The following is a 26,401-nucleotide window of genomic DNA, read 5'->3' as shown; positions in this document are numbered from 1 at the left end:
ATCGCGGAGGGCCGAGCCTCGGGTCTTGGGAGCGTCAGTGGTGCGGACAGCAGTCAAGGTTGGTGTGGGGGCGGGGCTGATCGTCCTGGCGGGCGCAGGGGGCTGGTACGCGGCAGGGCGTCCCACGCCGGAGCGGATGGTCGCGGCGCTCCCGTTCACCGGCGGCGACACGGCGACCGAACCGGCCGAGCCGCCGCTGGACGTCCGGGTCATCACCGTGCGCAAGGTGAAGGTCCCGATCGCCTTCACGTATACCGGAACGATCATTTCCCAGCAGGATGCCACGTTGCAGGCGCGGGTGACCGGCAACGTGACGGAGCGCCCGTTCGAGCCGGGGGGCCACGTCAAGAAAGGGCAGGTGCTCTTCCATATTGATCCGAGGCCCTTCGAGGTGGCGCTGCAGACCGCCAAGTCGCAGCAGGCCCAGGCCCAGGCCCAGCTCACCTTCGCCCAGGCGGAGGTGGACCGCACTGAGACGCTCGCCGACAAGGGCTACGCCACCGAGCAGCGGTTTCAGCAGCTCCAGGCGAACCGGACCTCGGCGGTCGCACAGGTCCAGGGGGCGGAGGCCGCCATCGCCCGGCAGAACCTCAATCTGGATTACGCGGTCGTGAACGCCCCCTTCGACGGGCGCGCCAGCCTGTCCACCATCAACCCGGGCGATCTCGTCATCGAGAACCAGACCCAGTTGGTCTCCGTGGTCCAGCTCGATCCCATCGACATCCAGATGGCCCTGTCCTCGGAGGATTCAGAAGCGATCCGGGCGGCGATGCGGGATGGGGGCGTCACCGTGTCGGTCCTCGGCGAGGACGGGAAGCCAGTGCGTGAGGCCAAGATTTACCAGCTCGACAACCGGTTCGATCCCCGGACGGCGCGCCGCCTCGTCCGGGCTCTGATGCCGAACGACGACGAGCGCTTCCTGCCGGGCCAGTTCGTCCGCGCCAGTATCCGGACGGGCACGAAGGAAAGGCTGCTGGTGCCGACCGCCGCCCTCGACTCGCAGCTGGCCCAACAGATCGTCTACACGGTCGACGCGGGCGGTAAGATTCAGCAGAAGCCCGTGACGACGGGAGACACCTACGGCGAGAACACGGCGATCCTGGACGGGCTCGCGGATGGCGACCAGGTGGTCGTCGATCACCTGCAGGAGATGCGGCAAGACCTGAAAGTCGTCGCCCAGTCGGCGGGGGAGGTCGAACCCGACCGGAAGCCCGGACACGGGGACGCGGCCGCCTCAGGCAAGCCCGGGTAAGCCTAGCTGGCCACGCGGTCCATTTTCGCGCCACGTCGAGATTCTGTCGTCACGGGACGAGTTCTGCATGTCGAAGCTTCACTTGGCCCTCGCAAGCCTACTATTGATCGTTGGCAGCCTGCCCGCGACTGCGCGCACGGCCGAGTGCCGGGTCACCCGCGACGCCTACGCGTCGCTGAAGCAGGGGACGCACTACGATCAGGCGGTGAAAATCCTCGGCTGCCCGGGCCGTCGAGTGACCCACATGGAGATCGGCACCGTTCAGCGGGCGACGTATTCCTGGCGTGGAACCGGCCGCACCGGCGCCAACCTGAACCTGTCCTTCCGCAATGGTCGGCTCACGAGCAAGTCGCAGCTCGGCCTCAACTGAGAGCGACCGACCCGTTCCAGCGTCCGGCGCCAATCGATGGGATCGACGGGGGCGCGCATGCGCATGCGGGTCAGGCACGTCTTAAGGTCGGAAAGATCGCGCAGAACACGCTTGGTCGTTCACCTCTGAGGGTGAATCGGAGCGATTGGAATCGGTTGATCGCCTCCCCGCCAGTCCTGGTGGTGGCGCGCACAACGGCCGATCCGCGGCCCGCGCGCGTCAGAACCCGTATTTCCGCTTGCTACGACCGAAAGGCCACGGCGGGACAGGCTGAGGTTTGAGCCAGGGCGACGAAGCACTCCGCGCGACCGAACACGCACTTTTTCGCAAAAACGATCCGGGTGGCTAACAGTTCAGCCACCCGGATGGTTAGATCCGTCACGCTTTCGAACACCAGGCCAATCTAAGCTTCGCCGCCGCCTATCACGCGTCGGATATCAGCGATGGAAATCGCCAGCTCGCGGAAATCCAACCGCGGCGCTTACGAGCAACCGGTCGTGGACCCGCAGGTGTCGCACTTCAGGCAGGTGCCGTTGCGGACCAGCGTGAAGTTGGCGCATTCCGGGCATGCCTCGCCGACGTAGCCCTTCATCTTCGCCTCGGCCCGCCGGTCGGCGACGGTACGTTCCACTTTGGTGAAGGGGAGCGTGTCGGCGATCGTCTCGGTCTGCCGGGCCACCGCCGGCTCGGATTTGAGTGCCGAGGTGCCATGGATCGCATGGACGGTCCCGCCGGCCGGAGAGGTCTGGCCGGTACTTCCGGCACCGACGCCGACCGTGCCGCCGGCCGGGCCGCCTTGGATCAGGGTGAGGCGGTCGGCCGAGCCGCGCAGCAGGCCGCGCGATACGACCGAGGAGGCCGGTGCAGGCTTGGACCCGTCGCGCGTGGTGTCGCCGGCCTCGCCGCCGCCGAGCACCGTGCCGCCGATCTCGGCTGGGCTGACATGGGCAAGGTCGGCGCGACCGAGATAGGACACGGCCAGCTCGCGGAACACGTAGTCGAGGAGCGAGGTCGCGTTCTTGATCGCGTCGTTGCCCTGAACGAAGCCGGCCGGCTCAAACCGGGTGAAGGTGAACGCTTCGACATACTCCTCCAGCGGCACGCCGTACTGGAGCCCGAGCGAGATCGCGATGGCGAAGTTGTTCATCAGGCTCCGGAAGGTCGCGCCCTCCTTGTGCATGTCGATGAAGATCTCGCCGAGGCGGCCATCGTCGTACTCGCCGGTGCGCAAGTAGACCTTGTGCCCGCCGACAACCGCCTTCTGCGTATAGCCCTTGCGCCGGGCCGGCAGCTTCTCGCGGGACCGGATGTGCTCGACCCGCTCGATCACCCGCTCGACGATCTTCTCGGCGATCTGAGCGGCCTTGGAGGCGGCGGGGGCCTGGATCAGCGTCTCCAGGGCGTCATCCGCCTCGTCGTCCTCGTCGACGATGAGGGCGGCGTTGAGCGGCTGCGACAGCTTCGAGCCGTCGCGGTAGAGGGCGTTCGCCTTCAGCGCCAGGGTCCACGACAGGCGGTAGGCCGCCTTGCAATCCTCGACCGTGGCGTCGTTGGGCATGTTGATCGTCTTGGAGATCGCCCCCGAGATGAACGGCTGGGCCGCCGCCATCATGCGGATGTGGCTCTCCACGGACAGGTAGCGCTTGCCGATGCGGCCGCACGGGTTGGCGCAGTCGAACACCGGGTAGTGCTCACGCTTGAGGCCCGGCGCCCCTTCGAGCGTCATCGCCCCACAGATATGGGTGTTGGCGACTTCGATGTCCTTCTTGGTGAAGCCGAGGAATGGCAGCAGTTCGAAGGTCGGGTCCGAGAGCTTCTCGGCCGGGACCTTGAGGGTGTTGATCAAGAACTCGTCGCCAAGCGTCCAGCGGTTGAACACGAACTTGATGTCGAAGGCCGACTTCAGGCCCTTCTCGATCGCGGAGATCTTGTCGTCGGTGAAGCCCTTGGCCCGGAGGGTCGTCGGGTTGATCGCGGGGGCCTGGCCCATGGAGCCGTGGCCCACTGCGTAGGCCTCGATCTCGGCGATCTCGGATTCGCGGTAGCCCAGCGCCCGCAGCGCATCCGGCGCTGCCTGGTTGATGATCTTGAAGTAACCGCCGCCGGCGAGTTTCTTGAACTTAACCAGGGCGAAATCGGGCTCGATGCCGGTGGTGTCGCAATCCATCACGAGGCCGATCGTGCCCGTTGGCGCGATGACGGTCGTCTGGGCGTTGCGGTAGCCGTGGGTCTCGCCAAGCTGGAGCGCCCGGTCCCAAGCCGCGCGGGCATGGGCGCCGAGGTTGTCCTGTGGGATGTTGGCGTGGTCCAGCGGCACCGGCGCGATGCTCAGGAACTCGTAGCCCTCCGCCTCGCCGTGGGCGGCGCGGCGGTGGTTGCGGATCACCTTCAGCATCGCGTCGGCGTTGTCGTCGTAGGTCTGAAACGGGCCCAGCTCGGCCGCCATCTCGGCGGACGTGGCATAGGCCACGCCAGTCATGATCGCTGTCAGCGCACCGGCCAGGGCGCGGCCCTCATGGGAGTCGTAGGGGAGGCCCATGGTCATCAGCAGGCCGCCGATGTTGGCGTAGCCGAGGCCGAGCGTCCGGTACCGGAACGACAGCTCCGCAATCTCCTTCGACGGGAACTGCGCCATCATCACGGAGATCTCGAGCACCACCGTCCAGAGGCGGTTCAGGTGCTCGAACGCCTCGACATCGAAGCGCTTGGCCTGCCGGTCGTACATCGTCAGCAGGTTGGCCGAGGCCAGATTGCAGGCGGTGTCGTCCAGGAACATGTACTCCGAGCACGGGTTCGAGGCCCGGATCCGGCCGCCCTGCGGGCAGGTGTGCCATTCGTTCATCGTGGTGTTGAAGTGCAGGCCCGGATCCGCCGAGGCCCACGCCGCCTCGCCGATCTTTTCCCACAACTCGCGGGCCGGGATGGTCTTCGCGACCTTGCCGGTGGTGCGCTGGGTCAGGTGCCAGTCGGCGTCCGCATCGACCGCCCGCAGGAAATCGTCCGTCAGCGAGACGGAGTTGTTGGAGTTCTGGCCGGCGACCGTGAGGTAGGCCTCGGAATCCCAATCGGTGTCGTAGACGGGGAAATCGATCTTGGTGAAGCCCTGGCGAGCGAACTGGACCACGCGCTTGATATAGGCGTCCGGCACGGAAGCCTTGCGAGCGGCCTTGATCTCGCGCTTCAGGGCCGGGTTGCGCTCCGGATCGAAGCAGGCATCCCCTTCGGCCTCGCACTGGGTGCAGGCCTTCATCACCAGGCCGAGATGCTTGGAGACGACCTTCGAGCCGGTCACCAGGGCGGCGACCTTCTGCTCTTCCTTGACCTTCCAGTCGATGAAGGCCTCGATATCCGGGTGGTCGATGTCGACGATCACCATCTTGGCCGCGCGGCGCGTGGTGCCGCCCGACTTGATCGCGCCGGCGGCCCGGTCGCCGATCTTGAGGAAGCTCATCAGGCCGGAGGACTTGCCGCCGCCACCGAGCTTCTCGTTCTCGCCGCGGAGCGCGGAGAAATTCGAGCCGGTGCCGGAGCCGTACTTGAACAGGCGTGCCTCACGGACCCACAGGTCCATGATGCCACCGTCGTTGACGAGGTCGTCCTGCACGCCCTGGATGAAGCAGGCATGCGGTTGCGGGTGCTCGTAGCTCGACGCCGAGCGGGTCAGCTCACCGGTGCGGTAGTCGCAGTAGAAATGGCCCTGGCTCGGGCCGTCGATCCCATAGGCCCAGTGCAGGCCGGTGTTGAACCACTGCGGCGAGTTCGGCGCCACCATCTGCTTGGCCAGCATGAAACGCAGCTCGTCGAAGAACGCCGCGGCATCCTCCTCAGAGGAGAAATAGCGGCCCTTCCAGCCCCAGTAGGTCCAGCAGCCGGCGAGGCGGTCGAACACCTGCGTGGCCGAGGATTCGGAGCCGATCCGCTCCTCCTCGGGGAGCTCGGCCAGGGCGGCCTCGTCGGCGACCGAGCGCCACAGGAAGGAGGGGACGTCGTTTTCCTCGATCTTCCTGAGGCGCGCCGGAACGCCGGCCTTGCGGAAGTACTTCTGGGCCAGCACGTCGCTCGCGACCTGGCTCCAGCTCTCCGGAACGTCGATGCCGTCGAGGCGGAACACCACCGAGCCATCGGGGTTGCGAATTTCGCTCAAGGCCTTGCGGAACGGAATACCGGTATAGGGCGACTGTCCGGCCGTGGTGTAGCGACGCTCGAACCGCATAAGACACACCTCTCCCGTCGGGACACGGATGTCCCGGCCCCGCTGGGCGCGGGGTCGATTCCCAATAAGGGGGTCGCGTTCGCTCTCACCCGGAAACCGGAAGCGAGGCGACTCAGCGAAGATGATTTTAGGACGGTCGAACCTGCCGAAACGCACCACAGGGGGCGGCGCGACCGATGAAGGGACAATACCGCCGCCATCGCTCTCACGTCAACAAGTAGTGTGCGCCGGCGCGGTTCCCCGCTAGATGTTGTGCCGGTTCGTATAAACCTGTGGATATCCGCAGCGCGTTGGATAAGTGCCCTTCCGGCATTCGGGATTCGGAGCGAAAAAATTTTCGATCCACACCCTGTAGTAGAGGCACTTTATCGCGGGTCGTGAATAGCCGGCTGAGGTCCGGGGTGGGCGTTGCGGCGCAGCGACAGTTGGGCCCCATGGCTGGACTCGGGCGCGCGCGCTCACCATAACGGCGCCAGAAGCGCCTCTGCGGCGCGGCTTGCTACCGGGACCGGCGATGGCGCTGAAGGACACTTTGCTGCGCGTCTTCACGTGGTGGAACGGCCAGACCGTCTCGCTCGCGCTCCAGACCGCCCGCACCGGCATCTTCGTCGGCGAGGATGATTTCGGAAACAAGTACTACAAGGCCGAAGGCGCGCTGATCGACCGCTCGGTCGGCTCGGAGCGGCGCTGGGTGGTCTATAACGGCTACGCCGACGCGTCGAAGGTGCCGCCCGGCTGGCGCGGCTGGCTCTGCCACAACGTCGATCTCGCCCCGAGCGAGGAGGCCTACACGCCGCGCGCCTGGCAGCAGCCACATGTCGAGAACCAGACCGGCACGCCGAACGCCTACCGGCCGCAGGGCTCGCAGCTTTCTTGGGGCTCCCGTCCGGCCGCGACCGGCGATTACGTGTCCTGGACGCCCGACGAGTAGGCTTGCACGCCGGATCAGGAGGCTTGCGGCTGCGGCGCCCTTTTACCGCCACCGTTCCGGTGTTCATCGCGAGGCCACCCGATCCGACCGCCGCGCCCGTGACGGCGCGACCGGCCTTCCTCTAGAGCCTCGTCCCGGATCCGGGCTGCGGCCCTGGGGTCCTTGTTCCGCATCGTCGTCTTCCGAGAGTCGGCCACCCCGTTTCGGGACGATGCATTAGGGGTCCGAGCCTTGAGCCGCACCAAAGCCCTCGCACGCCCCGTCCTGGCCCTCGGTCTGGCATTGGCCCTCGGGGCCAGCCCTGCCGCGGCCGACAAGATCAAGAATCCGACCGCGGTCTTCTCCGGCCTCGACAAGATCACGGGCCGCATCGTGTCCTTCGAGGTCGCGGTGGACGAGACCGTGCAGTTCGGGTCGCTGCAGATGACCCCGCGGGTATGCTACACGCGTCCGCCCACCGAGAGCGCCAAGACCACCGCGTTCCTCGAAGTCGATGAGGTCACCCTCGACAACAAGTACCGGCGCATCTTCACCGGGTGGATGTTCGCGTCGAGCCCCGGCCTGCACGCCATCGAGCACCCGATCTACGATGTCTGGCTGGTCGACTGCAAAGGCGGCAGCGACGTGATCGCCGAGGCGAAGGAGCAGGAGGACGTGCCGGCGGTGGCGGCCAAGCCGGAGCGGACGAAGCGCGCGGGCCGGGATTCGACCAAGACTGCTCAGCAGCTGAACGCCGCCGGCCAGGTCGATGTCGAGGCGCCGCGCGGCGTGCCGGTGCAGCCGCGCCAGAAACCCTCGCGAAAGTTCTTCCCGTCGAACGAGGGACCGGCTCCGGCCCCGCCGCCCCCGCCGCAGCCGCAAAACCTGTTCGACGCGCTGTTCCGCTGAAGCTCAGTCGCCCGCGCCGACGCCGAGCGCATCCAGCACCCGCGCGCCAGGGACAGTCCCGTCGCAGGGCCATACGTTCCAGTCGGCGTCCGCGTCGAGGGCAATGGCGAGCCGCCGCTTGTAGATGTGCCGCGGCAACTCCTCGGCACCGAACTGCGTGAGGTGATCGGTCACGAACTGGGTGTCGGCGAGGCGGTAGCCTCCGGCGCGCAGTCGGGCCATCAGGTGGACGAGGGCGACCTTCGAGGCGTCGCGCACCTCGTGAAACATGCTCTCGCCGAAGAAGGCCGCCCCCAGCGAGACGCCGTAGAGGCCGCCCACCAGGCGCCCGTCCGCGCCGGCGTAGACCTCGACGGTATGGACATGCCCGAGGTCGAACAGCGCGCCGTAGAGCTCACGGATCCGCCCGTTGATCCAGGTCTTCTCGCTGTCTCGGCGGGGCGCGGCGCAGCCACTGATCACCCCGTCGAAATCCGTGTCGCACCGGACCTCGAACTGGTCGGACCGCACGGTCCGGGCCAGGCGCCGGGACACCCTGAACCCGTCGAGCGGCAGCACCCCGCGCGCCCGCGGCTCGACCCAGTAGAGGGTCGGGTCGGTCGCATCCTCCGCCATCGGAAAAATGCCCGCCGCGTAGGCCTTCAGCAGGATCTCGGGGGTGATGTCCACGCGGGTCGGATCGTGCATGGGACGAGTGTCGCGCGGCGCCGATCCAAATGCCAGAGCCGGCATCGGACCTGATCGCCGCAAGCCGGCGGTGCGATCCCGGCCGGGCTCAGACCTTCATCCCGCCGTCTTCGAGGAAATGCTCGAGCCAGTGGATGTCGTAGAGGCCGTTCTGGACGTCCGGGTTACGCACCAGGGTGCGGAACAGCGGCAGGGTGGTGTCGATACCGTCGATCACGAACTCGTCCAGCGCCCGGCGCAGGCGCATCAGGCACTCGTTGCGGGTGCGCCCGTGCACGATCAGCTTGCCGATCAGCGAGTCGTAATGCGGCGGGATCCGGTAGCCCTGGAACGCCGCGGAATCGACCCGGACCCCGAGGCCGCCGGGGGTGTGGTAATGGGTGATCTGGCCGGGGGAGGGCCGGAAGGTCTCCGGGTGCTCGGCGTTGATCCGGCACTCGATGGCGTGACCCTCGACCTTGATGTCGGATTGCGACACCGAGAGCGAGCCCCCCGAGGCGACCTGGATCTGTTCGATCACCAGGTCGATCCCGGTGATCATCTCGGTGACCGGATGCTCGACCTGGATGCGGGTGTTCATTTCGATGAAGTAGAACCGCCCGTCCTCGTAGAGGAACTCGACCGTGCCGGCACCGAGATAGCCCAGCTCCTTCATGGCGTTGGCGCAGATGCCGCCGATCTCGGCGCGCATCGATTCGTTGAGCGCGGGAGAGCCGCCTTCCTCCCAGACCTTCTGGTGCCGGCGCTGCAGCGAGCAATCGCGTTCGGCCAGATGGACCGCGCCGCCCCGGCCGTCGCCGAGCACCTGCACCTCGATGTGCCGGGGCTTTTCCAGATACTTCTCCAGGTAGACCGCGTCGTCGCCGAATGCGGCCTTGGCCTCGGAGCGGGCCATGCCGATCGCCTGCTCCAGCTCGGACTCGGTGCGGGCGACCTTCATGCCGCGACCGCCGCCGCCGGCCGCCGCCTTGACCAGGACGGGGTAGCCGATCTCGGCGGCGACCCGCTTGGCGTCGTCGATATCCTCGACGCCGCCCTCAGAGCCCGGCACGCACGGGATGCCGAGCTTCACGGCCGTACGCTTGGCCTCGATCTTGTCGCCCATGGTGCGGATGTGTTGCGCCTTGGGGCCGATGAAGCCGATCTGGTGATGCGCCAGAACCTCGGCGAACCGGGCGTTCTCAGACAGGAAACCATAGCCCGGGTGCACCGCGTCCGCCCCGGTTATCTCGCAGGCCGCGATGATCGACGGGATGTTGAGGTAGCTGTCCCGGGCGGCGGGCGGCCCGATGCAGACGCTCTCATCGGCCAGACGGACATGCATGGCGTCCGCGTCGGCGGTGGAATGGACCGCCACGGTGGCGATCCCGAGTTCCTTCGCCGCCCGCAGGATGCGCAGGGCGATCTCGCCGCGGTTCGCGATCAGGATCTTGTCGAACATCGAACCCTTAGAGCGTCCCGGCGATCCGACGGGACCGCGCAGGATGATCTATCCTCTTGTTGCGCGCCGTTTTCCAGGCCTGACGTGGCGGTCGATGCGGCGGAAGACGCTCGAACCGCCTACACGGAAGTCATCGCCGCCTGCTCGTAGCAGGCGGACGGACCGGCGAAGCGAACAGGCCGCCCCGCGCGTCGCTCAGGCGATGACCAGGAGGGCCTCGCCGAACTCGACCGGCTGGCCGTCCTCGACGAAAATCGCCGTCACCGTGCCGGCACGGGGCGCCACGATCTCGTTGAAGGTCTTCATCGCCTCGATGAGGAGCAGCTTGTCGCCGACCTCGACCTTGGAGCCGATATCGATGAACGCCTTGGCCTCCGGGGAGGGGCGCAGGTAGGCGGTCCCGACCATCGGCGACGGTACCGAACCGGGATGCGCCCGGGCCGGCTCCGCCGGAGCCAGGGCCCCCGTCGGCGGCGCCACGGGCGGTGCGGCGGCGGCGACCGGTGCGGGAGCCGCTACCTGGACGTTGACGGGCTCGAGCCGCCGCACGACGCGGATCCGCAGGTCTCCCTTCTCGACCTCGATCTCGGACAGGCCGGTCTCGGTGACGAGGTTGGCGAGTTCGCGGACGAGCTCGGAATCGATGGGATCGTTCTTGGGCATCCGGCCTTCTTCGTATCGCGCCGCGGCGGTCGGTTCATCCGGCATGCGCGCTGGCACTCGATCACAGCCTCATGGCTGGCGGCTCTTAGCGCATCGTTCCGGGGATCGGAACCGGCACGAAGCGCTAGAACTTTGGTTTTGCATCATCTTTTTCCGAAAGGCGGCAACCGCCCTTCGCGATGATGGTCTAGACGAAGGCGGCCGGGGGGGACAAGGCCGCGCCCTTCGCCATCCGCCGGTGGAAAGCTCCGGTGGGGCGCCTCAGCAAGAGGCGTGGCCACATTGGCGGACATCCGCGATCGTCTTCCGGATCGGATCGACGCCGACGGCGCCTGGAATCACCTCGTCGCCGATGATGAAAGCCGGCGTCCCGGACAGGCCGAGCCGGTCACCCAGGCCGCGGTTCTCGCTGAGCGCGGCCTTCACCTCGGGGGAGGCCATGTCCTTCTGCAGCTTGACCGTGTCGGCGCCGAGGTCCTTGGCGACCTGGATCGCCCGGGCACCGTTCACGCGGCCCTTGGTCTCCAACAGTTTCTGGTGGAATTCGAACAGCTTGTCGCCCTTCAGCTGCTGGCGCACCGCGACCGCGACCTGGCTCGCCTCGAGGGATTCCGGACCGAGCACCGGGAAGTCCTTGATCACCACCCGCAGCTTCGGGTCCGTCTTGATCAGGGTCTGCACGTCGATCAGCGCCTTGCGGCAATAACCGCAATTGTAGTCGAAGAACTCGACCAGCGTAACGTCGCCCGCGGGGTTGCCGGCGACGACATCGTGCGGGCCGTTGATCAGGGCCTCGCGGGCCTCCTTGAGGGCCGCCGTCTGAGCGAGGCGCTGCGTCTCCGCCTGCTGCTTCTCGGCCTCGGCCAGGGCCTCCTGCAGCACTTCGGGGTGCTTGATCAGGTAGTCCTTGACGATCGCTTCGATGCCGGCCCGCTGCGCGTCCGTGAACGGGGAGCCCACGGCAGCGGCGGCCGGAGCGGCGGACTGCGTAGCGTCCTGCGCCGAAGCCGGGACGGCGGCGAGGCCGAGCGCCAGGGCCAGCGCGGGCAGGGAGCGGTTGAAGAGCATGGATCCTCGCTTGCGCGGCAAGCCGGCCCGCGCGTGGCGCAAGCGGTAAAGGGTGGGTTAGGCGTTTTCGCGGCGCCGGGTCAAATCGCGATCCCGGCCGGGAGATCCCGCCCGCCGCGCGTCATCCGGTTCGTCATGCCCAAGCTGTTCCGCGCCTTCTGGCTACGCCCGCACCTGCTCTGCGCGATCCTGGTGGCGGTCGCCGCCGCCCTGCTGGTGCCCGGCCTCGACCCGGGGATGCGGCTGCTCGTCGGCTGGTGCGCCGGCGTGATCGTCCATGCCGGCCTCGTCATACGGCGAGCCACCGGCCAGACCCGGGACGCCATGCGGCGCGAGGCCGCCCGGCTCGACGACAGCGCCAGGGTGATCACGGTCTTCGCCCTGCTGGCGGCGGCCGCGAGCCTCGGCTCGGTGGCGGTGCTGGTCGTCGGCGGCCGCATCGCTGGGCCCGGCGCGCGCTACGCCCTGGCGCTCGCCGGAACGAGCCTGCTCTGCACCTGGGTGTTCGTGCAGATGATCTTCACGGTGCACTACGCCCACGTCTATTACGGCGCCGAGGACGAGGCGGGCGCCGAGCGCGGAGGCCTAGATTTCCACGGCGAGACCGAACCGGATTTCTGGGATTTTCTGTACTTCACCGTGACCATCGGGGCCGCGGCCGCCACCTCCGACACCAACCTCACCAGCAAGAGGATGCGCAGGATCGCGACGGTGCAGACGGTGGGCGCCTACCTGTTCAACACCGGCATCCTGGCTCTGGTGGTCAACATGGCTGCCGGCTTCGCGCCGCACTGACACCGGTTGAGGGCTGGGCCGCCAGGGGCTAACCCCGAGCACTGCACCGTCTCCGCCCTCGCGCCCCGTCAGGAAAGCATGATCCCGATCTCCCGGCGGGCCGCCGCCGTCCAGCCGTTCCTCGCCATGGACGTCATGGCCGCGGCCGCCGCCAAGGCCCGGCGCGGCGACGACGTGGTGCGCATGGAGGTCGGCCAGCCCTCTGCGCCGGCCCCGCGGGCGGTGATCGCGGCGGCGCAGGCGGCGCTCGCCACCGGCCGCGTCCCCTATACCGAGGCGCTCGGCCTGCCGGCTCTGCGCGAGCGGATCGCCCGGGATTATGCCGAGCGCCATCGCGTCGCGGTGAGCCCGGAGCGGGTGGTGATCACCACCGGCTCCTCGGCAGGCTTCGTGCTGGCCTTCATGAGCCTGTTCGATGCCGGCGCCCGGGTGGCGGTGCCGCAGCCCGGCTATCCGGCCTACCGCAGCATCCTGGCCTCCCTCGATCTCGTGCCGGCCCCGATGGTGCTGCGCGTCGAGGACCGTTTCGCTCCCACGGCCGCGCTCCTGCGCGAGGCCCATGCGCGCGCACCGGTGGCCGGCGCCCTGGTGATGAGCCCGGCCAACCCCTCCGGCACGGTGATCACGGAGGACGCGTTGCGGGACCTCTGCACGGCCACCCGCGACTTGAACCTGCCGCTGATCTCGGACGAGATCTATCACGGCCTCAGCTACGGCGTTCCGACCGTGACTGCCCTGCGGTTCGACCCCGACGCGGTGGTGATCAACTCGTTCTCGAAATACCACTGCATGACCGGCTGGCGGGTCGGCTGGATGGTGGTGCCGGAGGTTCTGGTCCGCCCGATCGAGCGGCTGGCGCAGAACCTCTACATCTCGGCGCCCTACCTTTCGCAGATCGGCGCGCTCGCCGCGCTGGACGCCACGGAAGAACTCGACGCCGTCCGCGACGGCTATGCCCGCAACCGGGCGATCCTCCTCGACGCGCTGCCCGGCCTCGGCCTCGGGCGCGTGCACCCGGCCGACGGCGCCTTCTACCTTTACGCGGACGTGGCGAACCTCACCAACGACGCCACCGATTTCTGCAGGCGCATGCTCGACGAGGCCAACGTCGCGGCGACCCCGGGGCTCGATTTCGATCCGGATCTCGGCCACCACCACGTCCGGTTCTCGTTCGCCGGCTCCGAGGCCGAGTGCCGGGAGGCGGTGGTGCGGCTGCGGACCTGGCTGCGCTGAACGATCAGGCCGCGCCCACCGGCACCAGGGCGCGGACCGCCTCGGCCAGATCCGAGAAATGCTCGATCACCCGGTCGGGCCCGAGCTCGGCCACCGGCACGTCGGTGTAGCCGAACGTCACCGCCACCACCGGGATGCCGGCGGCCTTGGCGGTGTCGATGTCGGTGCGCGAGTCGCCGACCATCACGGCCCGGGCCGGGTCGCCCCCAGCGCGTTCGATCGTGCCGGTGAGGTGGCTCGGATCGGGCTTGTAGGCCGGGAAGGTGTCGCGCCCGCAGATCGCCGCGAAGCGATGGCCGATCCCGAGCAGGCGCAGCAGCTCCACCGACTGGCCCTCGAACTTGTTGGTGCAGACCGCCAGCCGGAAGCCCGCCGCCTCCAGCGTGTCCAGCGCCTCCGCCACACCGGGATAGAGGTGCGACGTGTCGGCGAGGTGCTCGCCGTAATGGGCGATGAAAGCCTTGAACAGCCGCTCGTGGTCCTCCGGCGAGAGCGCGCGGCCCTCCGCCTCGAAGCCCCGCCGGATCAGCGCCTTGGCGCCGGCCCCGATCAGGCCGCGGGCCTGGGACAGGGGCAGCTCGGCCAGGCCTTCGCGCTTCATCAGCACGTTGAGCGTGCCGATGAGGTCGCCCGCGGTCTCGGCCAGGGTCCCGTCCAGGTCGAACACGGCAATCGGCGGACGGGCGGTCGATTCGGGCGGCATCGGGACGGGCTCCTGCTGGGCTACGGCCTCGCTAAAGCCGGCCGGAGGCGGGTGCAAGGCGGCGCGGCGCCCCACACTCGCCCGAAAGCCCAGCGAAAGGCGAGGGGCGTCAGTTCCCGGATCCCGTGATGAAACCGTCTCTGCTCTTGCTTGCCACCTGCCTTGCGCTCGCCAGCGCGCCGGCCGCCGCGACCTCGTTCGAGTTCGTGCCCGCGCCGCAGACCGACCTGAACCGGATGTACCGGGTCGACAAGGTTACCGGCGAGGTGACCTCGTGCCAGTACGGGCTTCAGGAATCGGCCGGCGGCATCGGCCAGACCGTGTGCTTCGGCCCCGGGGAGGGCGCCGGGGCTCAGGCGCCGTCGGAATACGGGCTGGTCGCAAGCCGCCACACACGCGAGGCCGGCGTGTTCCGGGTCAACTACCGGACCGGCGAAATGAGTATCTGCTTCGTGCTGGTGAAGAAGGAGCAGGTGGTCTGCACTCAGCAGGCCAAGCCCGGCGCCGAGGGCGCCTCCGATGCGCCGCTGACCGGACCCGCGCCCGGCAGGGCCGGGGCCAGCGCCACGCCGGCACAGGGCGGCCGCTTTTGAAGCCAGCGGCCCCGCGGAGCCGTTCCGGTCCGCCCTGCGGCATGCTAGGGGCCGCGCGACCGACTCAGGAAGCCCGGCTGCCCCGCATGCGCGACATCTCGATCCACCCCGCTCACCGGGCGTCCCTGCGGTGAGCGGACCGGACCTGCGCCGGGCGGCGGCGGCGCGCGCCCTCGACCTGGTCGAGCCTGGCATGCGGCTGGGCCTCGGCACCGGCTCGACCGCGGCGGCCTTCGTGGCCCTGCTGGGCGACCGCGTCCGCGACGGGCTCGACATCGTCGGCGTGCCGACCTCAGAGGCGACGCGGGTGCAGGCCGAAACCCTCGGCATCCGCCTCGCTACCCTGGACGAACAGCCCGAGCTCGACCTGACCATCGACGGCGCCGACGAGGTGGACGACCAGATGCGCCTGATCAAGGGCGGCGGCGCCGCGCTGTTGCGGGAGAAGATCGTCGCCTGCGCCAGCCGCCGCATGGTTGTGATCGCCGATGCGGCCAAGCATGTCGCCCGGCTCGGCGCCTTCCCGCTGCCGATCGAGGTGAACCTGTTCGGCCTCACCGCCACGCACCGCGCGGTCGAGGCGGCTGTCGCCAAGGTCGGCTGCTCCGGCCCGGTGCGGTTGCGCCGCGATCCGGCCGGCAAGCCGCTTCTCACCGATGGCGGCCACCACATCCTCGACGCCCATCTCGGCGCGATCCCCGATCCGGACGCGCTCGGAGCCGCCCTCTGGTCGGTGCCGGGCGTCGTCGAGCACGGCCTGTTCCTCGGCATCGCCGACGCCGCGATCCTGGCGGCGGACCGCGACGGGCGGGCCGAGGTCACCATTCTCGGCAGCCTGGTCTGAAGCGCCAAACCCTTTCGCAGGAACATTCACCATGTCCCGACGCCTCACCGCCGCGCTCGGCCTCGCGCTCGCCGCGGCCACAATTCTCCCGCATGCGGCTTGGGCCCAAGCCAACAAGCCGGCCCCGGGCAAGCCCGCGGCGCAGCCGAACACGCCGGCCGCCGCGACGCCGAATTTCACGGCGAGCCACCTCGCTCTTGCCCGCGAGGTAATGCTCAGCTCCGGCATCGCCCGCTCGTTCGATTCGGTCCTGCCGGCCTTCGCCGACCAAATCCGCAAGCAGACGGTGACCCGGCCGGAACTCGCCAAGGATCTCGACGAGGTGCTGACCGCCCTCCAGCCGGAGATGGAACTGCAGAAGCAGCGCATGATCGACATCGCCGCCCGCACCTACGCGGCGAAGTTCCCGGAGCCCGAGTTGAAGGAGATCGCGACCTTCTTCCGCTCGCCGGCCGGCAAGCACTACGTCGAGGCCCAGCCGCAGCTCCTCGACGAGATGGTGCAGGAGATGCAGGACTGGACGCAGGAAGTGTCCGAATACGTCATGGTCCGGGTTCGGGCCGAGATGGGCAAGCGCGGCCATCAGATGCAGTGAAGGGGGCGCGGGCGGTCGCGAGATCGGCTGCATCCCCGACTGTCCCACCCACGCGCTGATCCCAAGGCGACGGAGCGCAGCGGAGGCCCGTCTGAAGCCGTCCAAAGATCGCACGGCTGTCTGGAGGACTCCTTCGAAGCTCGCTGTGCTCCCACCTCGGGATGAGGGGGTCGTTTGGAGATCCGTTGCCCCTGAACGTCATGCGAGCGCCGTCTAACGCCCACAGGGCCTCCGAGAAGCTCGCCAGCCGCCTCTACACGGCGGGTGCGATCCTGCTCGCCGTCCTGCCGCTTGCCATGGTGCTCGCCAACCGGTCGAGCCCGGTGGTCATCGCCCTCGCCGCGCTCGCCTTCCTCGTCGGACGCTTCTTCGAGGATCGCCGTACCCTCGTGCCCCGGCTGCTGGCTCCGCTGGGCACGCCACTCGGCATCGCGGCGCTCGCCTTCCTGGCCTGGTGCCTCGTCTCCTTCGCCTGGGCGCCGTTCCCTGGCTCGTCGCTGCGGGTGCTCGGCGAATTCCTGCCGACCCTGGCCGCCGCCTACCTGCTCACCTGCCTCGCCCCCGGGCGGATCCCGGCATTCGCGCCCCGCCTCGCCGCAGCCGCGACCGCTCTGGCGGGCCTCGTCATCGCGGTCGACCTCGCCGCGGACCTCGCCCTCGAACGGGCGCTCGGACGCCGGGTCGCCGCCTTCGTGCACAATCGCCCGGCTTTGACGCTGGACCTCGTCGCCGGTCCCGTCGCGCTGGTGCTGTGGCGCGCCTGGTCCCGGGGCCTCGCGGCGGCCAGCCTGGTCTTCGCGGCTCTCGGCATTCTGCGCTCGATCAGCGGCGCCGCCCAGCTGGGGCTCCTGGCCGGGGCCGGGCTGTTCGGCCTGGCCCGGCTGCTCCCGACGCGGGTCGGGATCGCGCTTGCCGGCGTTGGCCTCGGCCTCGCCGTGGCACTCGCCCCTGTCGAGGGCGACCTGCTCGCCCGGATCATGCCGGACGCCGCGCATGAGCGTCTGGTGCAATCCTCCTCGCGGGCGCGGGTCGCCATCGCGCGCAGTTTCGGCGCGGCCGTGGCGGCCGATCCGTGGCGCGGGGCCGGATTCGGGACCAGCGCGCGCTTCGCCGAGGCTCCCGCGGCCGGGACGGTCGCGCCCGAGATGCGGGTCCTCCTCGGGGTCGGCCACCCGCATAACAGCTTCCTGCAGGTCTGGGCCGAACTGGGATTGCCCGGTGCGCTCCTCGGCGCGCTGGTCCTGATGCTGATGCTCGGCCGCGTCGCCGGGATGCGGCAGCCCGACCGCGCCGCGGCACTGGGTCTCGTCGCCAGCGCGGCCGCCATCGCGTTCGTCGAGCACAATGGCTGGGCGGCGTGGTGGACGGCTGGGCTCGGCGCTGCCATCACGTGGATGCGCGAAGCCATTTGGATGCGTGAGGCGGCGACGTCCCGCACGGATACGAGACGCGAGATGGACGGCCCCGCATGAGCGCTTTCGACGTCGACCTCTTCGTCATCGGCGGCGGCTCCGGAGGCGTCCGGGCCGCCCGGATCGCGGCCGGCTACGGCGCCAAGGTCATGCTGGCCGAGGAGTACCGGGTCGGCGGCACCTGCGTGATCCGCGGCTGCGTGCCGAAGAAGCTCATGGTCTATGCCGGCCGCTTCGCCGACGAATTCGAGGATGCCGCGGGCTTCGGGTGGACGGTCGATAAGCCGCGCTTCGACTGGAGCGTCCTCAAGCGGCGCCGCGACGCGGAGGTCACCCGGCTCGAAGGGATCTACGACACCAACCTGATGCGCGCCGGCGTCGAGATCCTGCCCGAGCGCGCGGTGATCGAGGATCCGCACACGATCAGCCTGCTCGGCTCGGACCGGACGGTGCGGGCGGCGCGGATCCTGGTCGCGGTCGGCGCGCATCCGGTGAAGGAGCCCGCGGTGCCGGGAATCGAGTTCGCGATCACCTCGAACGAGGTGTTCGAACTCGAGGGCCTGCCCGAGCGAATCCTGGTGATCGGCGGCGGCTACATCGCGGTGGAATTCGCCGGCGTGTTCGCGGCGCTCGGCAGCCGCACGACCCTGCTCCACCGGGGCGACCGGCTGCTGCGCGGCTTCGACGACGAGGTCCGCGATGCCCTCGCCGAGGCCTATCGCCAGCGCATGGATCTGCGGCTCGGCCGTACGCTGATCCGGATCGACCGGCGCGAAGCCGGTCTGTGCGCGCAGCTCGACGACGGCTCCGAGATCCTGGTCGATCAGGTCCTGGTGGCCACCGGGCGGCGCCCGAACGTCGCCGGGCTCGGTCTGGAGAAGGTCGGGATCGAGACCGACGCCGCCGGGGCGATCCCGGTGGACGCCTATTCCCAGACCACGGTCCCGTCGATCTACGCGGTCGGCGACGTCACCAACCGCGCCAACCTGACCCCGGTGGCGATCCGCGAGGGCCACGCATTCGCCGACACGGTCTACGGGGGCAGGCCGTCCTGCGTCGACCACCGGCTGATCCCGACCGCGGTGTTCTCGACGCCGGAGATCGGCATCGTCGGCCATACCGAGGCTGCCGCCCGGGAAATCTACGGCAAGATCGACGTTTACAAGGCGCGCTTCCGACCCATGAAAGCGACGCTCTCGGGCCGTGAGGAGCGGATCCTCATGAAGGTGCTGGTCGATTGCGCCAGTGACCGGGTGGTGGGCGTCCACATCTTCGGCCACGATGCCGGCGAGGTGATCCAAGCCGTTGGCATCGCTGTCACCATGGGCGCCACCAAGGCGGATTTCGACCGGACGATCGCGGTCCACCCCACCGCCGCCGAAGAACTCGTCACCATGCGGGTGCCGGAAGTGACCAAGCATCCGGTCGGCGTCGGGTAAGTTCCCCGCGTCGCGGGGTCTCGACGCGGTGCGCGGCCGAGCCATATCAGGGGGATGGGTAAGCAAGGCGCAGGCAAGGGCAATCGCGAGGACGACGCGTACGCGCGCCGTCAGGCGATCATAGACGGCCTCCTGGCCGATGCCCTCCGGCCGGCCTTCAGCTATCGGGTGCCGAGCCACGACGCGCTGCCCGCCGACATCCGCCGGGCGATCGACCGGCTGCTCGCGAAGGCCGAGACCCAGCGCAGCCGCTGCCTGACCTACGACGACCTCGAGGAGGCGCTTCCGCCGCGCGACGTCTCCGCGGAGGATCTGGAAGCGATCTTCTGGATTCTGGCCGAGCACGGGATCGAGGTCGAGGACGGCGAAGCCTGAGCGAGCGGGGACTCCACACAGGCGCCTTGAGGCATCCGTGAACGCGGCTTGCTCACGCCGCGGGAGAATTCCCGCCGCCATTCCGGGGAGCCTGAGGCGTGCCTGGGATCCAGAGACGCCGAGGACGCAAGTGCTTGACGCGGCGGTAATTATGGATCCCAGGTTCCGCTTCGCGACCGCGGGATGACGGGAATAATGTTCGCGCCTCGGTGAACCTTCAAACCTGCAGGGGGCATGTTCCTCACGCGCTCGGTTTGGCGTCCAAACCATCCCCCGCAGGCAAACCCGGCCCCAACTCTGCTTCAGGCTCCTGCCAGCCCGCAGGAATCCGCCCCTCGCATGCGCTGGGGAACCTCTCTATAAGCCGCGCTTCGCGCGTCATGCGCGATCGCACGACGAACGTGCGCGGAGAGAGGTCATGGCCGAGCGTTGGACACCGAAGAACTGGCGGAACCTACCGATCCAGCAGGTCCCCGCCTATCCGGATTCGGCGGCGCTGCAGGCGGTCGAGACCCAGATCGCGAGCTTTCCCCCGCTGGTTTTTGCCGGTGAGGCGCGCAAACTGAAGACGGCGCTCGGGCGCGTCGCGGCGGGCGAGGCCTTCCTGCTCCAGGGCGGCGACTGCGCCGAGAGCTTCGACGAGCATTCGGCCGACAACATCCGCGACTTCTTCCGGGTGTTCCTGCAGATGGCGATGGTGCTCACCTTTGCGGGCGGCTCGCCCGTGGTGAAGGTCGGGCGTATCGCCGGCCAGTTCGCCAAGCCGCGCTCGTCCCCCACCGAGACCCTCGATGGCGTGAGCCTGCCGAGCTACCGCGGCGACATCGTCAACGGCATCGGCTTCACGGAGGAGGCCCGCACGCCGGATCCGCGCCGTCAGGTCGAGGCTTACCGGCAATCGGCCGCGACCCTGAACCTGCTGCGCGCCTTCGCCACCGGCGGCTACGCCAACCTGGAGAACGCGCACCGCTGGATGCTGGGCTTCGTGAAGGATTCGCCGCAATCCTCGCGCTACCAGGATGTCGCCGGCCGCATGACCGACGCGCTCGACTTCATGCGGGCGATCGGCATCAACCCGGAAACCCACCCTGAGGTGCGGACCACCGATTTCTACACCAGCCACGAGGCCCTGCTGCTCGGCTACGAGGAGGCGCTGACCCGCGTCGACTCGACCACGGGCGATTGGTACGCGACCTCCGGGCACATGCTGTGGATCGGCGACCGCACGCGGCAGCCGGATCATGCGCATGTCGAATACGCCCGCGGGATCAAGAACCCGATCGGCCTGAAATGCGGTCCGTCCATGCAGGCGGACGGCCTGATCCGGCTGGTCGATCAGTTGAACCCGGAGAACGAGCCCGGCCGGCTCAGCCTGATCTGCCGGTTCGGCGCCGATAAGGTCGGCGACCACCTGCCGGGCCTGATCCGGGCGGTCGAGCGGGAAGGGCGATCGGTGGTCTGGATCTGCGACCCGATGCACGGCAACACCGTCGCGGCGGGCCGCTACAAGACCCGGCCGTTCGACCGGGTGATGCAGGAGATCGAGGGCTTCTTCGGCGTCCACCGGGCCGAGGGCACGTTCGCGGGCGGCATCCACCTCGAGATGACCGGCAAGGACGTGACCGAGTGCACCGGCGGCGCCCGGGCGCTCACGGCCGACGACCTGCAGGACCGCTACCACACCTACTGTGACCCGCGCCTCAACGCCGAGCAGGCGCTGGAGGTGGCGTTCCGCACGGCCGAGCTGGTCAAGACCGAGCGGAGCCACATCGAGCGCCCGCGCCTCGACGCGGCCGAGTAAGGCGCCAATCCCTCCCCCGCGCCGGGGGAGGGATGCTTTCAGGCGATCGCCCGGGCGGCGCCGTTCCAGCGCTGGATGACCTCGCTGACTTGGGAGACCGGAACCGGCCGGCTGATCAGGTAGCCCTGGACCTCGTCGCAGCCTTCGGCGCGCAGATGCGCGAGCTGCGCTTCCGTCTCCACACCCTCGGCGGTGGTGGTCATGCCGAGGCTGGAGCCCAGCCCGATCACCGCCCGGACGATGAAGTCGGTCCCGTCCTTCACGCACAGGTCGCGCACGAAGGACTGGTCGATCTTGATCTTGTCGAACGGGAAGCTGCGCAGGTAGCTCAGCGACGAGTAGCCGGTGCCGAAATCGTCCATCGAGACCCGCACGCCGAGCGCCTTCAGGCTGTGCAGGATCGCGGTGGTCGCGCCGGGATTGGCCACCAGCACCGATTCGGTGATCTCCAGCTCCAGGCGGCGGCCGGGCAGGCCGGTCCGGCGGAGGGCCTCGCGCACCGCGGTGACGAGGCTCGCCGAGGTGAACTGCACCGCAGAGACGTTCACCGCTACCTTGAGCCCGTCCGGCCAGCGGGCGGCCTCCTCGCAGGCCCGGCGGAGAACCCATTCGCCGAGCGGGACGATCAGGCCCAGCTCCTCGGCGATCGGGATGAACTCGGCGGGCGAGACGAAGCCGCGGGTCGGATGGTCCCAGCGCAGCAACGCCTCGAAGCCGCAGATTCGGTCCGTGTCGAGGCTGTAAATCGGTTGGTAATAGACCTCGAACGCCTCGCGGATCAGCGCGTCGCGCAAATCGCGCTCCAAGAGCCGCCGCGCCTGAAGGCGGGCATCCATCTCGGGCTCGAAGAACCGGAACGAGCCCCGGGCCTCGGTCTTGCCGCGGTCGAGGGCGACCTCGGCGTTCTTCAGGAGCTTCTCGCAGCTGGCCCCGTCGCTCGGTGCCAGGGTGATGCCGATGGTCAGCCCGACGCTGATCTCGTGGTTGCTCAGGCTGTAGGGCGCGCTCAACACCGCGATGATCCGGCGGGCCAGGATCGCGGCCTCCTCCGGGCGGTCGACGCCGCGCTGGACGACGATGAACTCGTCCGCGCCGAGCCGGGCGACGCAGTCGATCTCGCGCACGCAGGCGGTGAGCCGCTCGCCGACAGCCGCAAGCAGCTCGTCGCCGACCCCGTGCCCGAGCGTCTCGTTGACCGGGCGGAAGTCGTCGAGGTCGATCGCGAAGACGGCGAAGCCCGAATCGCGTCCGGCCTGCGCCACCGCCATCTCGATCTGCTGGCCCAGGGCTTCGCGGTTCGGCAGGCCGGTCACCGTGTCGTGGTGCGCCAGGAAGGCGATGCGGGCCTCGGCGCGGCGGCGCTCGGTGACGTCTTCGTAGGTCGCCACGAAGCCGCCATCGGCGGTCTCGCGGCGGTCGATCGAGACGGTGCGGCCGTTGGCGAGTTCCTGGAACTGCGTGTGCCAGATGCCACCGCGATGCGCCTCGTGCTCCTGGTGGAGGAGGGCGGCGAGGTCGCTGCCGGGATGGTTGCCGGCCACGAGGCTCGCCCGCATCACGTCCTGCGCCGACATCCCCGGAACGATCGTCCCGGGGGCCAGGCCGTAGATCTCGCTGTAGCGCCGGTTCACCACCATCAGGCGATGCTGCGCGTCGTAGAGGCAGAGGCCCTGGGACATGTTGTCCAGCGCTGCGTCGAGCCGCAGGTTGGTCTCGGTCAGCCGGTCCTCCTGCTCCTTGAGCAGGCTGATGTCGCTGCACACGGCCACGAAGCCCCCTGACTGGGTGGCGCTTCGGCTCACCCGCAGCCAGCGGCCGTCCGCAAGCCGGATGTCGCCGTCGCGGGCGAGCGCCAGGAAGCACTCGTCGAGGGATTGCGAGCCGGTGCCGGAACCGTCCTCGGTATCCGACGGGCAAATGCCCGCCAGGATCGCGGCCTCGAGGCCGTCGAAGAAGCGCAGCGCCTGGGCGTTGGCGAGCGCGATGCACCCCACGGCGTCGACCACCACCACACCTTCGCGGGAGGTCTGCAGCGCGTCCGTCACCAGGGCCTCGGCGACCCGGCGCTGGCTGACCTCGCGCTGCATCATCGCCTGGATGTTGTCGCGCATCACCGCCATCGCGCGGAGCAGGCTGCCGAGCTCGTCCCGGCCGCCGGCCGGGATCCGGTCGTCGAGGCGTCCGCTGGCGATCCGCTCCGCTGCCGCCGAGGCATCGGCCAGGGGGCCGGTGATCCGGCGGTTGAGCAGCCAGGCGATCAGCGCGCAGGCGAACACCGCCAGCCCCGCCGCGATGGCGTTGACGTGGATCTCCCGGGCCACCAGCATCCGGGCCGCCTGCCGGAAGGTGAAGCCGTCGCCCGCCGTGTAGTTGACCAGCAGGTCGATCTGGTTGTCGACCACGCTGGCATACTGGTCCAGCGCGTCCCAGCGCTCGGGACGGGCGGTGGCCGGGTCGAGGCCGCGGCGCATCTCCTCCCAAGCAGCCACCGCGGCCTGGACGGCGCCCGCGGTGCGCACCGACCGGTCCGATTGCGAGCGCTCCACGGCGATGGTCAGGTCTTCGGCGAGCGTCGTCGAGAGATCGGCGATCTCGGCATCCAGCTTGGCCGCCTGGGCGGCGTCGCGGACATGAGTCCGGCGCGCGAAGACGCTGCGCATCTTCGCGAAATCCGCCGCGGTCGCCCGGGCATAATTGATCGACATCAGCGACTCGTCATAGGTGCGATTGACGAGCGCCCCGACATGCGAGATCGCCACCACGGCATAGAGTCCGAGCGCGCCCGACAGCAGGCTCATGCCCAGGAACGCGACGAAGATCCGACCGCGGATCGTCGCCGAAACGCCCGTGATGCCGCGCATAAAGCGCATCAGACCCGAAGGCGGTCGCTCAGCCGTCGCTCTCTCGGGGTCTCGCATCGCACCGCGCCGTGTGACAGGTTCCATGAACCGTAATTGCCACATGTTAAGAGCCGATTAGCCGGAGCGATTATCGGTTCGTCTTATGGATAAACGTTTTGGGCCGTTTCTGGTCTCGCAAACAGCCCATTTCCGTGGAACGTGCGGGTTTTCGAAAATGATTTCGCAATAAAGCCTCAGGTAGATTGCCTCGATCAGCCCGAGGAATGCCATGGCCCCCGCTGCGCCGAGTATGCCCGTCCCGCTCCGCTGGAAATCGGCTATGCCGGCGACCCTCGCGCTGGCCCTCGGCCTGATCTGCGGCCTGATCCTGGTCGGCGACCTGGAAGCCTCCGGATTGCTGGTGTCTCAGAAAGGCCGCGCGTTCCAACCGGGAAACATCGCACTCAGCCGCGGCGAGACGGTGACGTTCGTCAACGACGACAGCGACCTGCTGCACCACGTGTTCGTGGAATCGGATACGTTCAGCTTCGATTCCGGCGATCAGGAGCCGGGCAGCCGCACGCCGGTCACCTTCACCGAGCGTGGTACCTTTCAGGTGCTCTGCGGCATCCACCCGAAGATGAAGCTCGTGGTGCGGGTGAACTGAGGCCGGTTCGACGGTCCGGGGGAGCTCCTTTGCTTCTGATCCCAGGCCGTTTTGCTCGCGCAACGCAGCCATCCAGTGCGGCTCGCGATCTCAGACCGTGACGCCTCCGTGGTTTGCGCGGCTACGTTCGCAAGGTGGCTGGACGTGCGGCGAAGGTTCCGCCAAATCGCGACGCCGAGCGCCGGAGGATCAGTTCCCACGCCTCTCGGGGTGCCGAGAAGCAGCCCGGGATGAAAGAGAGCTCGTAGAGGCGAGGGCGCCTAGAGAACCCTCCTCCAGCCTCAGCCGATCACCGCTCCGCGGCCCGGATCGGCTTGGTCTGCTGTGCCGGCTTCACGCGCTCGATCGTCTGGCCGTCGCGCAGCTCCGGAGGCGGGCTGAAGATGATGTGGCTATCGGCTGCCAAGCCCGATTCGAGTTCGAGACTCCGCCCGAGATCGCGCCGGACCTTGATCGTGCGCCAGGTCACCCGGTCGTCCTCGCCGACTTCCGCGACCTGAAAACCGTTGCGGTTGAAGACGGTCGCCTCGGCTGGAACCGAGACGCTCTCCTCGGTGCGCGGGATCTTCAGCGTCACGGTGGCGTAGAGCCCGGCCCGAAGCGCCCGGTCGGGGTTGGGCACGTCCACCTGCGTGGTCAGGGTCCGCGAGGCGGCATTCAACGCCACCGAGCTGCGCTCGACGAAGCCGCCGAAACGGCGGCCCGGGATCTGCGGGACGCTGATCTCGGCCTGGACGCCCGGCTTGACGCCCACGGCATCGTTCTGCGGCACGTTCACGGTGATGCGCAGGACGCTGTCCTGGTCCATGCTGAGGAGCGGCGTGCCGCCGTTATCGGCTCTCACCAGATCGCCGACATCGACGTTGCGGGTCGTCACCACGCCGTCGAAGGGTGCGACCACCCGCTCGAACGCCGTGAGCGCCTTTAGGCGGTCGACCACGGCCTCCTGCGACGTGATGTTGGCGGTGGCGACCTTCACGCCCGCCTCGGCGGCCGCGAGGGTTGCGGCCTGCGAGAGCACGCTCGCCTGCGACGTGTCGGCGTTCTGGCGCGAGGCCCAGCCCTGGACGGCCAGGGTCGAGGTGCGGTTGTTGGTCAGGTTGGCGAGGTTGACGTTGGCCCGGGCCTGCTCGACCTGCGCCTGAGCCTGCAGCAGCTGCGCCTTCAGCTGGCCGACCTGAGCCTCGGCCTGCGCGCGTTGCTGGTCGAGGTCCGGGGCCGCGATGCGCAGGAGCAGGTCGCCGGCCTTGACCCGGGAGCCGATATCGACCCGTCGTTCGGCGATGTAACCAGTGGCGCGGGCCGCGATCGCCGCGGTCGTGAAAGCCTGTGTCTCGCCCGGCAGCATCAGGTCGAGGGGCCCGTTGGCCCGCTCCGCCACGACGGTGCGCACCTGGGGGACCAGGGTCTTGATCCGTTCCAGGGTCGCGGTGGCCTCGACGTCCCGCTGCCAGTGGTTGTAGGCGCCGTAACCCAGCAATCCGAGCGCGGTGAGGCCCACGAGGACGAAGGGGCGCTTGCCGGGCGGCGGGGGGATATCCTTAGGGCCACCCTCAGCCGCGTCTCGAGCTGCGTCTTGCGCCTTCATCGT

Annotated in this window: 22 protein-coding genes; 14 read left to right on the top strand and 8 right to left on the bottom strand. The window is 68.9% G+C overall.

The window, feature by feature from the left end; all coding sequences use genetic code 11:
• Window positions 1-40 precede the first annotated feature (40 nt).
• Complete coding sequence (locus FV242_RS02045; protein WP_147937746.1) at window positions 41-1,252, top strand: efflux RND transporter periplasmic adaptor subunit; 1,212 nt, start codon at window positions 41-43, stop codon at window positions 1,250-1,252.
• Window positions 1,253-1,319: 67 nt separating this feature from the next.
• The gene (locus tag FV242_RS02040; protein WP_147906150.1) at window positions 1,320-1,622 is read left to right on the top strand and encodes a DUF3862 domain-containing protein; all 303 of its coding nucleotides are present in this window, start codon (window positions 1,320-1,322) and stop codon (window positions 1,620-1,622) included.
• Window positions 1,623-2,103: 481 nt separating this feature from the next.
• Here the strand turns inward: FV242_RS02040 and FV242_RS02035 are convergent, their stop codons facing one another.
• Window positions 2,104-5,835 (bottom strand): vitamin B12-dependent ribonucleotide reductase, encoded by a 3,732-nt coding sequence (locus FV242_RS02035; RefSeq protein WP_147937745.1) that lies wholly within the window; start codon window positions 5,833-5,835, stop codon window positions 2,104-2,106.
• A 514-nt stretch (window positions 5,836-6,349) separates the two neighbouring features.
• On the opposite strand from FV242_RS02035, the gene FV242_RS02030 reads away from it, so the two are divergent.
• Together FV242_RS02030 and FV242_RS02025 are read left to right on the top strand one after the other, a co-directional pair.
• Entirely contained in the window at window positions 6,350-6,766 is a 417-nt protein-coding gene (locus FV242_RS02030; RefSeq protein ID WP_147937744.1) for an NADH:ubiquinone oxidoreductase subunit NDUFA12, read from the top strand.
• A gap of 231 nt (window positions 6,767-6,997) precedes the next feature.
• Window positions 6,998-7,654: a DUF2155 domain-containing protein gene (locus tag FV242_RS02025; protein WP_147906147.1), complete on the top strand. Its 657-nt coding sequence runs from the start codon at window positions 6,998-7,000 to the stop codon at window positions 7,652-7,654.
• Between the two features lie 3 nt (window positions 7,655-7,657).
• On the opposite strand, the gene aat is transcribed toward FV242_RS02025, so the two are convergent.
• The 4 genes from aat to FV242_RS02005 all read right to left on the bottom strand — a co-directional run bounded on the left by aat (window position 7,658) and on the right by FV242_RS02005 (window position 11,513).
• Entirely contained in the window at window positions 7,658-8,341 is a 684-nt protein-coding gene (gene aat, locus FV242_RS02020) for a leucyl/phenylalanyl-tRNA--protein transferase (RefSeq protein WP_147906146.1), read from the bottom strand.
• 88 nt (window positions 8,342-8,429) lie between these two features.
• A complete protein-coding gene (gene accC, locus FV242_RS02015; protein ID WP_147906145.1) occupies window positions 8,430-9,782 on the bottom strand; it encodes an acetyl-CoA carboxylase biotin carboxylase subunit in 1,353 nt (450 codons plus the stop codon).
• A gap of 195 nt (window positions 9,783-9,977) precedes the next feature.
• Complete coding sequence (gene accB / locus FV242_RS02010; protein ID WP_147906144.1) at window positions 9,978-10,445, bottom strand: acetyl-CoA carboxylase biotin carboxyl carrier protein; 468 nt, start codon at window positions 10,443-10,445, stop codon at window positions 9,978-9,980.
• Window positions 10,446-10,706: 261 nt separating this feature from the next.
• The gene (locus FV242_RS02005) at window positions 10,707-11,513 is read right to left on the bottom strand and encodes a DsbA family protein (RefSeq protein ID WP_147937743.1); all 807 of its coding nucleotides are present in this window, start codon (window positions 11,511-11,513) and stop codon (window positions 10,707-10,709) included.
• A 135-nt stretch (window positions 11,514-11,648) separates the two neighbouring features.
• Between FV242_RS02005 and FV242_RS02000 the strand changes: the two genes are divergently transcribed.
• Both FV242_RS02000 and FV242_RS01995 read left to right on the top strand, forming a co-directional pair.
• Window positions 11,649-12,308 carry a DUF1345 domain-containing protein gene (locus tag FV242_RS02000; RefSeq protein ID WP_147937742.1) on the top strand — a complete coding sequence of 220 codons (660 nt, stop codon included), beginning with the start codon at window positions 11,649-11,651 and terminating at the stop codon, window positions 12,306-12,308.
• A gap of 78 nt (window positions 12,309-12,386) precedes the next feature.
• Complete coding sequence (locus FV242_RS01995) at window positions 12,387-13,541, top strand: pyridoxal phosphate-dependent aminotransferase (RefSeq protein ID WP_147906141.1); 1,155 nt, start codon at window positions 12,387-12,389, stop codon at window positions 13,539-13,541.
• Between the two features lie 4 nt (window positions 13,542-13,545).
• Here the strand turns inward: FV242_RS01995 and gph are convergent, their stop codons facing one another.
• Window positions 13,546-14,244, bottom strand: coding sequence for a phosphoglycolate phosphatase (gene gph / locus FV242_RS01990; RefSeq protein ID WP_147937741.1), 699 nt, complete (start codon window positions 14,242-14,244; stop codon window positions 13,546-13,548).
• A gap of 128 nt (window positions 14,245-14,372) precedes the next feature.
• Between gph and FV242_RS01985 the strand changes: the two genes are divergently transcribed.
• The 7 genes from FV242_RS01985 (at window position 14,373) to FV242_RS01955 (ending at window position 21,303) form a co-directional block, all read left to right on the top strand.
• Window positions 14,373-14,837 (top strand): hypothetical protein, encoded by a 465-nt coding sequence (locus FV242_RS01985; protein ID WP_147906139.1) that lies wholly within the window; start codon window positions 14,373-14,375, stop codon window positions 14,835-14,837.
• Window positions 14,838-14,967: 130 nt separating this feature from the next.
• Window positions 14,968-15,681 carry a ribose-5-phosphate isomerase RpiA gene (gene rpiA / locus FV242_RS01980; RefSeq protein WP_147937740.1) on the top strand — a complete coding sequence of 238 codons (714 nt, stop codon included), beginning with the start codon at window positions 14,968-14,970 and terminating at the stop codon, window positions 15,679-15,681.
• A 31-nt stretch (window positions 15,682-15,712) separates the two neighbouring features.
• Window positions 15,713-16,276 carry a DUF2059 domain-containing protein gene (locus FV242_RS01975; RefSeq protein ID WP_147937739.1) on the top strand — a complete coding sequence of 188 codons (564 nt, stop codon included), beginning with the start codon at window positions 15,713-15,715 and terminating at the stop codon, window positions 16,274-16,276.
• Window positions 16,277-16,476: 200 nt separating this feature from the next.
• Complete coding sequence (locus tag FV242_RS01970; protein WP_147937738.1) at window positions 16,477-17,748, top strand: O-antigen ligase; 1,272 nt, start codon at window positions 16,477-16,479, stop codon at window positions 17,746-17,748.
• Window positions 17,745-19,127 carry a glutathione-disulfide reductase gene (gor, locus tag FV242_RS01965; RefSeq protein ID WP_147937737.1) on the top strand — a complete coding sequence of 461 codons (1,383 nt, stop codon included), beginning with the start codon at window positions 17,745-17,747 and terminating at the stop codon, window positions 19,125-19,127. Before FV242_RS01970 ends, gor begins: the two co-directional genes overlap by 4 nt.
• A 54-nt stretch (window positions 19,128-19,181) precedes the next feature.
• Entirely contained in the window at window positions 19,182-19,502 is a 321-nt protein-coding gene (locus tag FV242_RS01960; RefSeq protein ID WP_147906134.1) for an RNA polymerase sigma factor region1.1 domain-containing protein, read from the top strand.
• A 418-nt stretch (window positions 19,503-19,920) separates the two neighbouring features.
• The gene (locus tag FV242_RS01955) at window positions 19,921-21,303 is read left to right on the top strand and encodes a class II 3-deoxy-7-phosphoheptulonate synthase (protein ID WP_147937736.1); all 1,383 of its coding nucleotides are present in this window, start codon (window positions 19,921-19,923) and stop codon (window positions 21,301-21,303) included.
• Between the two features lie 38 nt (window positions 21,304-21,341).
• Here FV242_RS01955 and FV242_RS01950 read toward each other — a convergent pair whose 3' ends face one another.
• On the bottom strand, window positions 21,342-24,164 hold the full coding sequence (locus FV242_RS01950; RefSeq protein WP_246692226.1) for an EAL domain-containing protein: 2,823 nt from the start codon (window positions 24,162-24,164) through the stop codon (window positions 21,342-21,344).
• 319 nt (window positions 24,165-24,483) lie between these two features.
• Here FV242_RS01950 and FV242_RS01945 point away from each other — a divergent pair, with 319 nt between their 5' ends.
• The gene (locus FV242_RS01945; protein ID WP_246692567.1) at window positions 24,484-24,810 is read left to right on the top strand and encodes a plastocyanin/azurin family copper-binding protein; all 327 of its coding nucleotides are present in this window, start codon (window positions 24,484-24,486) and stop codon (window positions 24,808-24,810) included.
• A gap of 289 nt (window positions 24,811-25,099) precedes the next feature.
• Here the strand turns inward: FV242_RS01945 and FV242_RS01940 are convergent, their stop codons facing one another.
• Entirely contained in the window at window positions 25,100-26,398 is a 1,299-nt protein-coding gene (locus FV242_RS01940; protein ID WP_147937734.1) for an efflux RND transporter periplasmic adaptor subunit, read from the bottom strand.
• Between the last annotated feature and the right edge of the window lie 3 nt (window positions 26,399-26,401).

Origin of the sequence: Methylobacterium sp. WL64, assembly GCF_008039945.1 — a bacterium.
Taxonomy (GTDB): domain Bacteria; phylum Pseudomonadota; class Alphaproteobacteria; order Rhizobiales; family Beijerinckiaceae; genus Methylobacterium.
This window is presented reverse-complemented; position numbering and strand designations above follow the sequence as displayed.